The sequence below is a fragment of the Nocardioides dubius genome (assembly GCF_039528155.1).
GTDB lineage: Bacteria > Actinomycetota > Actinomycetes > Propionibacteriales > Nocardioidaceae > Nocardioides > Nocardioides dubius.
In genome coordinates this window covers 243828-257364 of sequence record NZ_BAAALG010000003.1, presented here as the reverse complement: position 1 = coordinate 257364, position 13537 = coordinate 243828, and the positions used below count along the sequence as shown (strand labels likewise).

General features: G+C 70.4%; 11 protein-coding genes. All 11 read right to left on the bottom strand.

Annotated elements, in window-relative coordinates; translation table 11 throughout:
• Positions 1–5: 5 nt before the first annotated feature.
• The 11 genes from pyk to ABD151_RS05400 all read right to left on the bottom strand — a co-directional run bounded on the left by pyk (position 6) and on the right by ABD151_RS05400 (position 13530).
• Entirely contained in the window at positions 6–1421 is a 1416-nt protein-coding gene (pyk, locus tag ABD151_RS05450) for a pyruvate kinase (protein ID WP_343992100.1), read from the bottom strand.
• Positions 1422–1589: 168 nt separating this feature from the next.
• Positions 1590–3047 (bottom strand): glutamate synthase subunit beta, encoded by a 1458-nt coding sequence (locus ABD151_RS05445; protein ID WP_343992098.1) that lies wholly within the window; start codon positions 3045–3047, stop codon positions 1590–1592.
• Positions 3040–7572, bottom strand: a complete 4533-nt coding sequence (gltB, locus tag ABD151_RS05440) for a glutamate synthase large subunit (protein WP_343992096.1) — start codon at positions 7570–7572, stop codon at positions 3040–3042. Before gltB ends, ABD151_RS05445 begins: the two co-directional genes overlap by 8 nt.
• 211 nt (positions 7573–7783) lie before the next feature.
• A complete protein-coding gene (locus tag ABD151_RS05435; protein WP_343992388.1) occupies positions 7784–8443 on the bottom strand; it encodes a VIT1/CCC1 transporter family protein in 660 nt (219 codons plus the stop codon).
• 37 nt (positions 8444–8480) lie between these two features.
• Positions 8481–9416 (bottom strand): prolipoprotein diacylglyceryl transferase, encoded by a 936-nt coding sequence (gene lgt / locus ABD151_RS05430; protein ID WP_343992094.1) that lies wholly within the window; start codon positions 9414–9416, stop codon positions 8481–8483.
• Complete coding sequence (locus ABD151_RS05425) at positions 9416–10039, bottom strand: SCO family protein (protein ID WP_343992092.1); 624 nt, start codon at positions 10037–10039, stop codon at positions 9416–9418. Before ABD151_RS05425 ends, lgt begins: the two co-directional genes overlap by 1 nt.
• On the bottom strand, positions 10032–10829 hold the full coding sequence (gene trpA, locus ABD151_RS05420; RefSeq protein WP_343992090.1) for a tryptophan synthase subunit alpha: 798 nt from the start codon (positions 10827–10829) through the stop codon (positions 10032–10034). Before trpA ends, ABD151_RS05425 begins: the two co-directional genes overlap by 8 nt.
• Entirely contained in the window at positions 10826–12046 is a 1221-nt protein-coding gene (gene trpB / locus ABD151_RS05415) for a tryptophan synthase subunit beta (RefSeq protein ID WP_343992088.1), read from the bottom strand. The genes trpA and trpB overlap by 4 nt, the downstream gene beginning before the upstream one ends.
• Positions 12046–12852, bottom strand: a complete 807-nt coding sequence (gene trpC, locus ABD151_RS05410) for an indole-3-glycerol phosphate synthase TrpC (RefSeq protein WP_343992086.1) — start codon at positions 12850–12852, stop codon at positions 12046–12048. The genes trpB and trpC overlap by 1 nt, the downstream gene beginning before the upstream one ends.
• Before the next feature lie 68 nt (positions 12853–12920).
• Positions 12921–13349 (bottom strand): DUF2752 domain-containing protein, encoded by a 429-nt coding sequence (locus ABD151_RS05405; protein WP_343992085.1) that lies wholly within the window; start codon positions 13347–13349, stop codon positions 12921–12923.
• Entirely contained in the window at positions 13333–13530 is a 198-nt protein-coding gene (locus ABD151_RS05400) for an HGxxPAAW family protein (protein WP_343992083.1), read from the bottom strand. The genes ABD151_RS05405 and ABD151_RS05400 overlap by 17 nt, the downstream gene beginning before the upstream one ends.
• Positions 13531–13537: the final 7 nt, after the last annotated feature.

The following is a 13537-nucleotide window of genomic DNA, read 5'->3' as shown; positions in this document are numbered from 1 at the left end:
TCTGCTCAGGCCTTGGAGCCCAGCTTGTGCACGCGCACCATGTTCGTGGAGCCGGGCACGCCGGGCGGGGTGCCGGCGATGATCACGACCTTCTCCCCCTCCCCCAGGCGGCCGATCGAGAGCAGCGCCTCGTCGACCTGGAGCACCATGTGGTCGGTGTGCTCGACCGCCGCGGTGCGGAACGTCTCCACGCCCCAGGTCAGCGCGAGCTGGCTGCGCACCTTCTCCTCCGGGGTGAAGGCCAGGATCGGGATGGTGGTCCGCAGCCGGGCCAGCCTGCGGGCGGAGTCACCGCTCTGGGTGAAGGCGACCAGGTAGCGCGCGCCGACCCGCTCGGCCACCTCTGCCGCCGCCTTGGCGATCACGCCGCCGGTCGTGCGCGGCTGCCAGTCGATGGCGGCCATGTGCTCACGGTTGTGGTCCTCCGCGGCGGTCAGGATCCGGGCCATCGTGCGCACCGTCTCCAGCGGGTAGGCGCCGACGCTGGTCTCGCCGGAGAGCATCACCGCGTCCGCACCGTCGATCACCGCGTTCGCGACGTCGTTCGCCTCGGCCCGGGTCGGGGCCGGCGCGCCGATCATCGACTCCAGCATCTGGGTCGCCACGATCACCGGCTTGGCGTTGCGCCGGGCCTTCTCGATGACCGCCTTCTGGATGAACGGCACCTCCTCCAGCGGGCACTCGACGCCGAGGTCGCCACGCGCCACCATGATGCCGTCGAAGGCCTTGACGATCTCGTCGATGTTCTCGACCGCCTGGGGCTTCTCGATCTTGGCGATCACCGGCACCCGGATGCCGACCTCGTCCATCACCGCACGCACGTCGTCGACGTCGGCCGCGTTGCGCACGAACGAGAGGGCGACGAAGTCCACGCCCAGCTCGAGGGCGAAGCGGAGGTCGGCCACGTCCTTCTCGGACATCGCCGGCACCGAGACCGCGACGCCGGGAAGGTTGATCCCCTTGTGGTTGCTGATGGTTCCGGCCACCTCGACCACCAGGGTCACGGTGTCGTCGCTGACGCCGGTCACCCGCAGCCGCACCTTGCCGTCGTCGATCAGCACCGGGTCGCCGACGGAGACGTCGCCGGGCAGGCCGGCGTAGGTGGTGGAGGCGATCTGCGCGTCGCCGGGGACGTCACGCGTCGTGATCTGGAACTGCGCACCGCCGGCCAGCTCGACCGGACCGTCGGCGAACGTGCCGAGACGGATCTTGGGGCCCTGCAGGTCGGCGAGGATGCCGACGCCGCGGCCGACCGCACTCGAGGCGGCACGCACATGCGCGTAGACGGCCTGGTGATCGGCGTGAGTTCCGTGACTCATGTTGAGGCGGGCCACATCCATGCCGGCCTCGACGAGGGACTTGATCACCTCCGGAGTTGATGTCGCAGGACCCAGGGTGGAGACGATCTTTGCTCTTCGCACGGGCTCAACCCTACTCGTCCCAGGTGACGGGTCGGTTACGGTCCGCCCAACGCCAGGAGCTGCCCTCGTGGGGCCTGTCCTGCAAGGCGTGCGAAGCGAGCACCCGCCCCTCGCGACGCGGACGTCGCGGGGAGCGGGTGCTCGTGGAGTTGCTGGTGCCGGTGGTGCTCAGACCATCAGCGGGCGTGCCGTCGGCGGGATCGGCGCCGGCAGGTTGGTGTCACCGGTGAGGAACTCGTCGACGGCCGCAGCCGCCGAGCGACCCTCGGCGATCGCCCACACGATCAGCGACTGGCCACGTCCGGCGTCACCGGCGCAGAAGACGCCGTCCACCGAGGTGGCGTAGGACTTGTCGCGCACGACGTTGCCACGCTCGTCCAGGTCGACGCCCAGCTGTTCGACCAGGCCCTCGCGCTGCGGGCCGACGAAGCCCATCGCGAAGAGCACCAGCTCGGCCGGGATCTCCCGCTCGGTGCCGGGCACCGGCTGGAACTTGGCGTCCACCTCGACCAGGCGCAGGGCCCGGACGTTGCCGTCCTCATCGCCGAGGAACTCCTGGGTGGAGACCGCGTAGACCCGGTCGCCGCCCTCCTCGTGCGCCGAGGAGACCTTGAAGGTCATCGGGTAGGTGGGCCACGGCTGACCGGTCGGGCGCTCGGTGCCCGGACGCGCCATGATCTCCAGCTGGGTGATCGAGGCGGCGCCCTGACGGATCGAGGTGCCCAGGCAGTCGGCACCGGTGTCACCGCCACCGATGATCACGACGTTCTTGCCGGTGGCCATGATCTGGCCCTCGACCTCTTCGCCGAGCGCAGCGCGGTTGGCCTGCGGCAGGAACTCCATCGCCTGGTGGATGCCACCGAGCTCACGACCCGGGACCGGGAGGTCACGCGGCAGCGTCGAGCCGATGGTCAGTACCACGGCGTCGAAGCGGTCGCGCAGGTCGTCGGCGGTGATGTCCACGCCGACGTCGACGCCGGTCTTGAAGACCGTGCCCTCGCGGCGCATCTGGTCGAGGCGACGGTCCACGTGCGCCTTCTCCATCTTGAACTCCGGGATGCCGTAGCGCAGCAGGCCACCGATCTTGTCGGCCCGCTCGTAGACGGCGACGGTGTGCCCCGCGCGGGTCAGCTGCTGGGCGGCAGCAAGACCCGCCGGACCCGAGCCGACCACGGCGACCCGCTTGCCGGTCAGCCACTCCGGAGCCTGCGGGGTGACCCCACCACGCTCGAAGGCGCGGTCGATGATCGACACCTCGACGTTCTTGATCGTCACCGGGTCCTGGTTGATGCCGAGCACGCACGCGGTCTCACACGGCGCGGGGCAGAGCCGGCCGGTGAACTCCGGGAAGTTGTTCGTCGCGTGCAGCCGCTCCATCGCGCCGGTCCAGTCGTCGCGCCAGACCAGGTCGTTCCACTCGGGGATGATGTTGCCCAGCGGGCAACCCTGGTGGCAGAACGGGATGCCGCAGTCCATGCAGCGCGAGGCCTGCTTGGAGATGATCGGCAGCAGCGCGCGCCCGATCCCGTCGGGGTAGACCTCGTTCCAGTCCTTGACGCGCTCGTCGACAGCACGGCGGGACGCAACCTCGCGCCCCTCCTTCAAAAAGCCCTTGGGGTCAGCCATGGAGGACCTCCATGATTCGGGCCGAAGCCTCATCTTCGGTAAGGCCAGCGGCGAGCGCCTCATTGCGCGCGTCGAGGACCTTCTTGTAGTCACGCGGCATGACCTCGGTGAAGCGAGCCAGGCCCGCCTCCCAGTCAGCCAGCAGCGCCTGGGCGACGTCGGACTCCGTCTCCTCCAGGTGCTTGGTCACCAGCGCCTTCAGCTCCTCGGCGGCAGCACCGCTGACCGGGCTCAGGTCGACCAGCTCCGGGTTCACCCGGCCGTGGTCGAGGTCGAGCACGAAGGCGTAGCCGCCGGACATGCCCGCCGCGAAGTTGCGGCCGGTCTCGCCGAGCACGACCACACGACCACCGGTCATGTACTCGCAGCCGTGGTCGCCCACGCCCTCGACGATCGCGGTGGCACCCGAGTTGCGCACGCAGAACCGCTCGCCGGCCTTGCCGCGCAGGTAGATCTCACCCGACGTCGCGCCGTAGCCGATGGTGTTGCCGGCGATCACCTGGGCGGAGGCGTCGAAGGTGGAGGCGCGGTCCGGGCGGACCACGATCCGGCCACCGGAGAGGCCCTTGCCGACGTAGTCGTTGGCGTCGCCCTCCAGGCGCAGCGTGATGCCGTTCGGCACGAAGGCACCGAAGGACTGGCCCGCCGAGCCGGTGAAGGTGATGTCGATCGTGCCGTCGGGCAGGCCCGCACCGCGGTACCGCTTGGTGACCTCGTGGCCGAGCATGGTGCCGACCGTGCGGTTCACGTTGCAGACCTCGACCTGGGCCCGGACCGGCTCGCCGCTCTCGATCGCCGGCTGGGCGATCCGGATCAGCTCCTGGTCGAGGGCCTTGTCCAGGCCGTGGTCCTGACCCGTGGTGTTGCGCAGTGCGGCACCGGCCGGCAGCTCCGGCATGTGCAGCACCGGGCTGAGGTCGAGACCCGAGGCCTTCCAGTGCGCCACGGCGCGGTCCACATCGAGTGCGCCGACCTGGCCCACCGCCTCCTCGATGCTGCGGAAGCCCAGCTCGGCCAGGATCTCGCGCACCTCCTCGGCGATGTAGGTGAAGAAGTTCTCCACGAACTCGGGCTGGCCGCTGAAGCGCTCGCGCAGCACCGGGTTCTGGGTGGCGACGCCCACCGGGCAGGTGTCGAGGTGGCAGACCCGCATCATGATGCAGCCGGAGACCACCAGCGGAGCGGTCGCGAAGCCGAACTCCTCGGCACCGAGCAGCGCTGCGATGACGACGTCACGACCGGTCTTGAGCTGGCCGTCGGCCTGCACCACGATCCGGTCCCGCAGGCCGTTGAGCAGCAGGGTCTGCTGGGTCTCGGCCAGGCCGAGCTCCCAGGGACCGCCGGCGTGCTTGAGGGAGGTCAGGGGCGATGCGCCCGTGCCACCGTCGTGGCCGGAGATCAGGACGACGTCCGCGTGCGCCTTGGAGACACCCGCGGCGACCGTGCCGACGCCGACCTCGGAGACCAGCTTCACGTGGACCCGTGCGGACGGGTTCGCGTTCTTCAGGTCGTGGATCAGCTGGGCCAGGTCCTCGATCGAGTAGATGTCGTGGTGCGGCGGCGGCGAGATCAGGCCGACACCGGGGGTGCTGTGCCGGGTCTTGGCCACCCACGGGTAGACCTTGTGACCGGGCAGCTGGCCGCCCTCGCCGGGCTTGGCACCCTGCGCCATCTTGATCTGGATGTCGTCGGCGTTGCTCAGGTACTCGCTGGTGACGCCGAAGCGACCCGAGGCGACCTGCTTGATCGACGAGCGACGGGCCGGGTCGTAGAGACGCTCCGGGTCCTCGCCACCCTCACCGGTGTTCGACTTGCCGCCGAGGCGGTTCATCGCGATCGCCAGGGTCTCGTGCGCCTCCTGGCTGATCGAGCCGTAGGACATCGCACCGGTCGAGAAGCGCTTCACGATCTCGGAGACCGGCTCGACCTCGTCGATCGAGATCGGCGCACGGCCGAGGTCGGCGGCACCCTTGAAGGTGAACAGGCCGCGCAGCGTCATCAGCCGCTCGGACTGGTCGTTGACCCGCTCGGTGTACTGCTTGAAGACGTCGTAGCGACCGGCACGCGTCGAGTGCTGGAGGCGGAAGACCGTCTCCGGGTCGAACAGGTGCGGCTCGCCCTCGCGGCGCCACTGGTACTCGCCGCCGATCTCCAGCTCACGGTGCGCCGGGGCGATGCCGCTGGCCGGGTAGGCCTTGGCGTGGCGCAGCGCCACCTCCTCGGCGATGGTGTCGATGCCGATGCCACCCAGCTTGGAGGTGGTGCCGGTGAAGTACTGGTCCACGACCTCCTGGGAGAGGCCGACCGCCTCGAAGATCTGGGCACCGGTGTAGGAGGCCACGGTGGAGACGCCCATCTTGGACATCACCTTGAGCACGCCCTTGCCCAGCGACTTCACCAGGTTCTTGACGGCGACCTCGGGCTCGGTGGTGACGTAGTAGCCCTCACGCGCCAGGTCCTCGACCGACTCCATGGCCAGGTACGGGTTGACCGCGGCAGCGCCGAAGCCGACCAGCAGGGCCACGTGGTGCACCTCGCGGACGTCGCCGGCCTCGACCAGCAGACCGACCTGGGTACGGGTCTTCTCGCGCACCAGGTGGTGGTGGACCGCAGCCGTCAGCAGCAGCGACGGGATCGGCGCGAGCTCGGCGTTGGAGTGCCGGTCCGAGAGCACGATGATCCGGGCACCGTCGGCGATCGCGGTGCTGACCTCGGCGCAGATCTCCTCGAGGCGGGCAGCCAGGGCCGCACCGCCACCCTCGACGGGGTAGAGGCCGCGGGCCACGTGGGTGCCGAAGCCGGGGCGCTCGCCGTCACGGTTGAGGTGACGGATCTTGGCCAGGTCGTCGTTGTCGATGACCGGGAACGGCAGCACGATCTGGCGGCACGAGTCCGCGCTGGGCTCGAGCAGGTTCGACTCCGGGCCGATCGAGCCGAAGAGCGAGGTGACCAGCTCCTCGCGGATCGCGTCCAGCGGCGGGTTGGTGACCTGTGCGAACAGCTGCGCGAAGTAGTCGAAGAGCAGCCGCGGCTTGGCCGACAGCGCCGCGATCGGCGAGTCGGTGCCCATCGAGCCGATCGCCTCTGCGGCAGTGTTCGCCATCGGGGTGAGCAGGATGCGCAGCTCCTCCTCGGTGTAGCCGAAGACCTGCTGACGGCGGGTGACCGAGGCGTGCGTGTGCACGATGTGCTCGAGGTTCGGGATGTCGTCGAGCTTCAGGATGCCGCCGTCGAGCCACTCCTGGTACGGGTGCTCGGCAGCCAGCGCCGACTTGATCTCCTCGTCGGTGACGATGCGGTGCTCGTCGGTGTCGACCAGGAACATCCGGCCCGGCTGCAGCCGGCCCTTGCGCACGATCGAGGAGGGGTCGATGTCGAGGACGCCGACCTCGGAGGCCAGCACGACCAGGCCGTCGTCGGTGACCCAGTAGCGGGCCGGGCGCAGGCCGTTGCGGTCCAGCACGGCGCCGATCTGGGTGCCGTCGGTGAAGACGACACAGGCCGGGCCGTCCCAGGGCTCCATCACGGTGGAGTGGAACTCGTAGAAGGCGCGCCGCGCGTCGTCCATCTCGGCGTGGTTCTCCCACGCCTCGGGGATCATCATCAGCACCGAGTGCGGCAGCGAGCGGCCGCCGAGGTGGAGCAGCTCCAGGACCTCGTCGAAGGAGGCCGAGTCGGAGGCGTCCGGGGTGCAGATCGGGAACAGGCGCTCGAGGTCGCCGGGGATCTCCGTGGAGGCCAGCAGGGCCTCACGGGCACGCATCCAGTTCCGGTTGCCCTTGACGGTGTTGATCTCACCGTTGTGGGCGATGTAGCGGAACGGGTGGGCCAGCGGCCAGCTCGGGAAGGTGTTGGTCGAGAAGCGCGAGTGCACGACGCCCATCGCCGAGGCGACCCGCTCGTCGACGAGGTCCGGGAAGACCTGGTCCAGCTGCTCGGTGGTGAGCATGCCCTTGTAGGCCAGGGTGCGCGAGGAGAGCGACGGGAAGTAGACACCGGTCTCGCGCTCGGCGCGCTTGCGCAGGCAGAAGGCCAGCCGCTCCAGCTCCATGCCGGTGACCTGCGCGCCCTCGCCGCTCACGAAGAGCTGGATGAAGGTCGGCATGCAGGACAGCGCGGTGGCGCCCAGCGACTCGGGGTTGACCGGAACCTCGCGCCAGCCGAGGACGGCGAGGCCCTCCGCGACGGCGATCTTCTCGATCGAGGCCTGGGCCAGGGCGACCTCGTCGGCCGTGCCCGGGATGAAGGCGGTGCCGACGGCGTAGGCGCCGGCGGCAGGAAGGTCGAAGCCGGCGACCTCGCGCAGGAAGGCGTCGGGCACCTGGATCAGGATGCCCGCACCGTCGCCCGAGTTGGGCTCGGCGCCGGCGGCGCCACGGTGCTCGAGGTTGCGAAGAGCTGTCAAGGCCTTGGCCACGATGTCGTGGCTGGCCTCGCCGGTCAGGGTGGCAACGAAGGCAACACCGCACGCGTCGTGCTCGTGCTGGCCGTCGTACAAACCCTGGGGCGGCGGGAATGCGTGCATGGCATTCTCCCGTCATCTGCGCCTGCCACGGCTCGAGGCCGCGACATGGCGGACTGGGCAGTGCAAGATGGTGAAGCTCGCAGGGGACGACGTTGGCCCGAACGGAGACCACAGCCTAGCACCTCGAAACACCGGCGTGCGCTTCGTGAAACTCGGGTGACACACGCCGGTGACGCGAGTCTCACTCGCGGCAGGTCGCCGGTGCCCCGGATCAGCCGATCCCAGTGCCCACCAGCGAGCCGATCCCCCAGGTCAGGGCGAACGCCGCGCCGCCCAGCGCGGCCTGCCGCAGCCCACCGAACCACCACGGCCGCGAGGTCAGCCGAGTGACCACCGCACCACAGGCGAAGAGGGCGATCAGGGTGAGTCCCAGGGCGAGGAGCACGTTGGGCGCTCCGAACAGGTAGGGCAGCAGCGGCACCACGCCACCGAGGCTGAAGGAGAGGAACGAGGAGACCGCCGCCAGCATCGGCGAGGCCAGGTCGTCCGGGTCCACGCCGAACTCCTCCATCGAGTGCACGGCGACCGCCTTGTCGACGTCACGGTGCACCTGGCGCGACACCTCGTCGGCGAGGCCCGGCTCCAGCCCCTTGGCCTGCAACGCCTCGGAGAGCTCGGCCCGCTCCGCCTCGGGGTTGGCGATGATCTCGCGGCGCTCGATCGCGATCGCGCGCTCGGCCGCCTCGCTCTGGCTGGCCACCGAGGCGTACTCCCCCGCCGCCATCGAGAAGGCGCCCGCGGCCAGCCCGGCGAACCCGGCCAGCAGCACGGCCGAGGAGTCGCTGCTGCTCTGGGTGCCGCCGGCGACACCGGCGATCAGGGCAGCGTTGGAGACCAGCCCGTCCATCGCCCCGAAGACCGCCGGGCGCAGCCAGCCGCCGTCGAGGTCGTGGTCGTGTGAGGCGGGCTCAGTCGGCCTCGGACGATCCGGTCGCGTTCGACTCCGATGCGGCAGACTCCGCGGCTTCGTCGGCAGCGGGGGCGTCGGCTGACTCAGTTCCTGGTCCACGCCCCTCACGGTAGACCTGCGCCTCCCGGCCGGGGAAGCGACGCGACGAGTAGGCGAACCAGGCCAGCGCGAGCGCGAAGAGGATGATCGAGGTCCACACGTTCCAGCGCAGTCCGGCGACGTCGTCGAGCTGGACGCTGTCGATGCGCAGGCTCTCGATCCAGCCACGACCCAGCGTGTACGCCATCACGTAGAGGGCGACCATCCGGCCGTGCCCGATCTTGAAGCGGCGGTCCAGCAGGATCAGCACCGCGAAGGCGGCCAGGTTCCACAGCGCCTCGTAGAGGAAGGTCGGATGGAACAGCGTGCCGGCGGCGTAGCCGGCCGCCTCGGCGACGTGGTCGCTGACCTCGAGGCCCCACGGCAGGTCGGTGGGCTTGCCGAACAGCTCCTGGTTGAACCAGTTGCCGAGCCGGCCGATCGCCTGGGCGACCAGGACGCCGGGGGCCAGGGTGTCGAGCACCGGCAGCACCCGCAGACCCATCACCCGGGCACCGATCATCACGCCGATCGCGCCCATCGCGATGCCGCCCCAGACGCCGAGGCCCCCACGCCACACGTACAGCGCGGTGATCGGGTCCTTGCCCTCGCCGAAGTAGAGCTGCCAGTCGGTGGCCACGTGGTAGAGCCGGGCGCCGACGATGCCGAACGGCACCGCCCAGATCGCCAGGTCGGCGATCTGGCCCTTCTCGCCACCGCGAGCGGCCCAGCGGCGCTCGCCGATCCAGATCGCCACGAGCACCCCCACCACGATGCACAGCGCGTACCCGCGGATCGGCAACGGACCCAGGTGCCAGATCGACTCCGAGGGGCTGGGGATGCTCCAGGCGTTCATCAGCTCTCCTTGACCAAGAGGGTGAGGTCCTCGGCCAGCACCGCGGCCGAGGTGTCCTGCTTCCAGAAGTACGGGACCTTGTCCTCGCCGTCGACCAGGAAGATCTGGGTGCCGTGGGTGACGTCGTAGCCGCCCCCGGGCAGCTTCTTGCCCTTCTGCCACGCCACGTGGAAGCCCTCCGCGGCCTCGCGCAGCGGCTCGATCTCGCCGGTCAGGCCGACGAAGGTCGGGTCGAAGCGGCCCAGGTAGCCGGCCAGCGCCTGCCGGTCGTCACGGGCCGGGTCGGTGGTCACGAAGACCACCTGCACGTCGTCGCGGACCTTCTCGTCGACGCGGGTCAGCGCCGAGGCGATGTTCGACATCACCATCTTGCAGATGTCCGGGCAGTTCACGTAGCCGAAGAAGACCAGGGTGAGCGGCTTCTCGGTGCTCTCGGTGAGCGAGAAGGACTCCCCCGTGGTGGCGTCGAGCGAGACCGCCGGCACCTGGTAGGCCGTCTTGGTGATGTCGACGGCGCTGAGCTCGCCGTCGCCGGCGTCGCTGGACGACGAGCACGCCGACGCCAGCAGGCCGAGGGCGAGCACCGCGCCCGTCAGCCGGGCACGGAGACCGCGCTCAGCCACGACGCACGCCCTCGGCGAGGTCCTCGGTCAGGGCCGCAAGCCTCTTGAGCCCGGCGGCGCGGTCGGTGCCGACGTCCTGAAGCGCGCGGACGAAGGCCGAGCCGACGATCACGCCGTCGGCGAAACGGGCCACCTCGGCCGCCTGGTCGCCGTTGGAGACGCCGAGGCCGACGCCGACCGGCAGGTCGGTGGTGGCCTTGGTCCGCGCGACCAGCGGGCCGGCCAGATCGCTGGTGGCCTCGCGGGCACCGGTCACGCCCATCACCGCGGTGGCGTAGACGAAGCCGCGGCAGTTGGCCGTGGTCATCGCGATCCGCTCGTCGGTCGACGACGGGGCGACCAGGAAGACCTTGTCCAGGTCACGGGCGTCGGCGGCCGCGATCCAATCCGGCGCGAAGTCCGGCGTGATGTCGGGGGTGATCAGGCCACACCCACCGGCCGAGGACAGGTCGGTGGCGAACCGCTCGACGCCGTAGGCCTCGACGGGACCCCAGTACGTCATCACCACGGTCGGCACGCCGGTCGCGGCGACCGCCTCGACGGTGCGCATCACGTCGGCGATCCGGACGCCGCCGTCCAGGGCCTGCTGGGCTGCGGCCTGGATGGTGGGCCCGTCCATCACCGGGTCGGAGTACGGCAGGCCGATCTCGACGACGTCCACGCCGGCGGAGACCATCGTCCGGATCGCCTCGATCCCGCCGTCCACGTCCGGGAAGCCGGCCGGCAGGTAGCCGACCAGGGCCGCACGGCCCTCGGCACGCGCCTTGTCGAAGGCAGTCTTGGTGCTCACTGGTCTGCACCCTCTCCCAAGTGGAAGTAGTCGATGGCGGTGCCCATGTCCTTGTCGCCACGGCCACTCAGGTTGATCAGCAGGGTCGCCTCGGGCCCCTTCTCCTCGCGGAGCCTGGGTGCCAGGCGCAGTGCTCCGGCGACCGCGTGCGAGGACTCGATCGCGGCGATGATGCCCTCGGTGCGCGCCATCAGCGCCATCGCGTCCATCGCCTCGGCGTCGGTGACCGACTCGTAGCTGGCCCGGCCGACCTTCGCCAGGTGCGAGTGCTGCGGGCCCACGCCCGGGTAGTCGAGGCCCGCGGAGATCGAGTGCGACTCGATGGTCTGGCCCTCGTCGTCCTGGAGCACGTAGGTGCGCGCGCCGTGCAGCACGCCGCTCGCGCCGGCGCCGATGGTGGCCGCGTGCCGACCGGTCTCGATGCCGTCACCCGCCGCCTCGAAGCCGTAGATCGCGACCTCGGGATCGTCGAGGAAGCCGGCGAAGAGGCCGATCGCGTTGGAGCCGCCACCCACGCAGGCAGCGATCGCGTCGGGCAGCACGCCGTACTGCTCCAGACACTGCGCGCGGGCCTCGTCGCCGATGCCGCGGCAGAAGTCGCGGACCATGCTCGGGAACGGGTGCGGCCCGGCGGCGGTGCCGAAGAGGTAGGCGGTGCTGTCCACCGTGGCCACCCAGTCGCGCAGCGCCTCGTTGATCGCGTCCTTGAGGGTGGCGCTGCCGGACTCGACGGCGACCACCTTGGCGCCGAGCAGCTGCATCCGCGCCACGTTCAGCGCCTGCCGCCTGGTGTCCACGGCGCCCATGTAGACGGTGCAGTCGAGACCGAAGTAGGCAGCCGCGGTGGCGCTGGCCACGCCGTGCTGGCCGGCACCGGTCTCGGCGATCACCCGGGTCTTGCCCATCCGCTTGGTGAGCAGGGCCTGGCCCATCACGTTGCGGATCTTGTGCGCACCGGTGTGGTTGAGGTCCTCGCGCTTGAGCAGCACCCGGATGCCGACCTGCTCGCTGAGCCGCTCGGCGTGGTAGAGCCGCGACGGGACGCCCGCGTAGTCGCGCAGGATCCGCTCGAACTCACCCGTGAACGCAGGGTCGGCCATGGCTCCGCGCCACGCGCCGTCCAGCTCGTCGAGGGCGGCGACCAGGGCCTCGGGCATGAACCGCCCACCGAAGTCTCCGAAGAATCCGCGCTCGTCGGCGTCGAATCGGGTGCTCATCACGCTCCTGCCGGGTTGGGGCTGCTGGCGCGGACCGCGCTCAGTGCCCGGGTTGCTGACTCGGGGTCGCCGTCCTTGACCAGGGCCTCGCCGACCAGGACCACGCTGGCCCCCTCGTCGGCGAAGCGCTGGACGTCGGCGGTGCCGGTGATCCCGGACTCCGCGACGCGGACCCGGTCGTCCGGGATCAGCGGCGCCAGCCGGGAGAAGGTGTCGTTGTCGACGGCGAGGGTCTTCAGGTTGCGGGCATTGACCCCGATCAGCTCGGCGCCCAGGTCCACCGCGCGGCGGGTCTCCTCGGCGTCGTGCACCTCGACCAGGACGGTCATGCCCAACCCGCGGGCCTCGGCGTGCAGGCGCTCCAGCAGGGGCTGCTCCAGCGAGGCCACGATCAGCAGCACCAGGTCGGCGCCGGCCGCGCGGGCCTCGTGGATCTGGTACTCGGTGACCATGAAGTCCTTGCGCAGCAAGGGGGTGTCGACCGCTGCCCGCACCGCGCGCAGGTCGTCGAGCGAGCCGTTGAACCGGCGCTGCTCGGTGAGCACGCTGATCGCCGCGGCACCGCCGCGGCTGTAGGCGGAGGCCAACGCCGCCGGGTCGGTGATCTCGGCCAGGGCGCCCTTGCTGGGGCTGCTGCGCTTGACCTCGGCGATCACGCTCATCGCCTCGCCGCGGAAGTGCGTCATCACCTCGCGCGGCGCGGGGGCCGCGGCGGCCAGGGCGCGGATCTCGTCGTCGCTGATCCGGGCCTGGCGCTCAGCCAGGTCCAGCCGGACGCCGGCGACGATGTCGTCGAGCACGGACATGCAGGAAACCTCCAGTAGAGAATCTGCTCACTAGCGTCTCACCTCGCGCCGTCGCCGACGGAGGTGGCTCAACCAGCGGCCAGCCAGGAGCCGGCGGGCAGATTGCGCAGAACGGTGAAGATCACGATCACCGCGACCGCCGTCCACGCTACCGGCGCCGGCCAATCCATCAGCCGGGTCGGCCGGCCCTGCCAGGAGCGGCGGAGCCAGATCACCCAGCCGAGCACCAGGAACGGCACAGCGACCACCAGCAACAGGTTGCTGGAGGCCGCCGCGATCAGGTCGCCGTCGCTGAGGTGGTGCACAGCGCGAAGGCCACCACAGCCGGGACAGTCCCAGCCGGTGATGACCTTCGTCGGGCAGATGCCCCAGGAACCCTGTTCGTGGGGATCGCGAACGTGCAGGGCCGCCGTGGCAGCGATCACCGCCGCACCCAGGATCAGGGGTGCGGCCACCCGGTGCGAGCGCCGGGCGACGACGTCAGCTGTTGTTGCCAAATCCCATCTTGTCCATCACGAAGAAGACGACGAGGGAGATCGGGAGGAGCGCGATGCCGACCCAGAAGATGGGCATCTTGACCGGGTCGTTCATCAGGCCGACGCTGCCGACGAGGAATCCCGCCAGGGCAACGATGACTCCGGTCCAGGCCGCCGGGGTGTTGCCGTGGTGTGCAGACATGCCAGTT

Excerpts from the sequence above, each read along its gene's own strand:
- ABD151_RS05445 (WP_343992098.1), bottom strand. The coding sequence starts at position 3,047 with ATGGCTGACCCCAAGGGCTTTTTGAAGGAGGGGCGCGAGGTTGCGTCC.
- gltB (WP_343992096.1), bottom strand. The coding sequence starts at position 7,572 with ATGCACGCATTCCCGCCGCCCCAGGGTTTGTACGACGGCCAGCACGAG.
- lgt (WP_343992094.1), bottom strand. The coding sequence starts at position 9,416 with ATGAACGCCTGGAGCATCCCCAGCCCCTCGGAGTCGATCTGGCACCTG.
- trpB (WP_343992088.1), bottom strand. The coding sequence starts at position 12,046 with ATGAGCACCCGATTCGACGCCGACGAGCGCGGATTCTTCGGAGACTTC.
- trpC (WP_343992086.1), bottom strand. The coding sequence starts at position 12,852 with ATGTCCGTGCTCGACGACATCGTCGCCGGCGTCCGGCTGGACCTGGCT.
- ABD151_RS05400 (WP_343992083.1), bottom strand. The coding sequence starts at position 13,530 with ATGTCTGCACACCACGGCAACACCCCGGCGGCCTGGACCGGAGTCATC.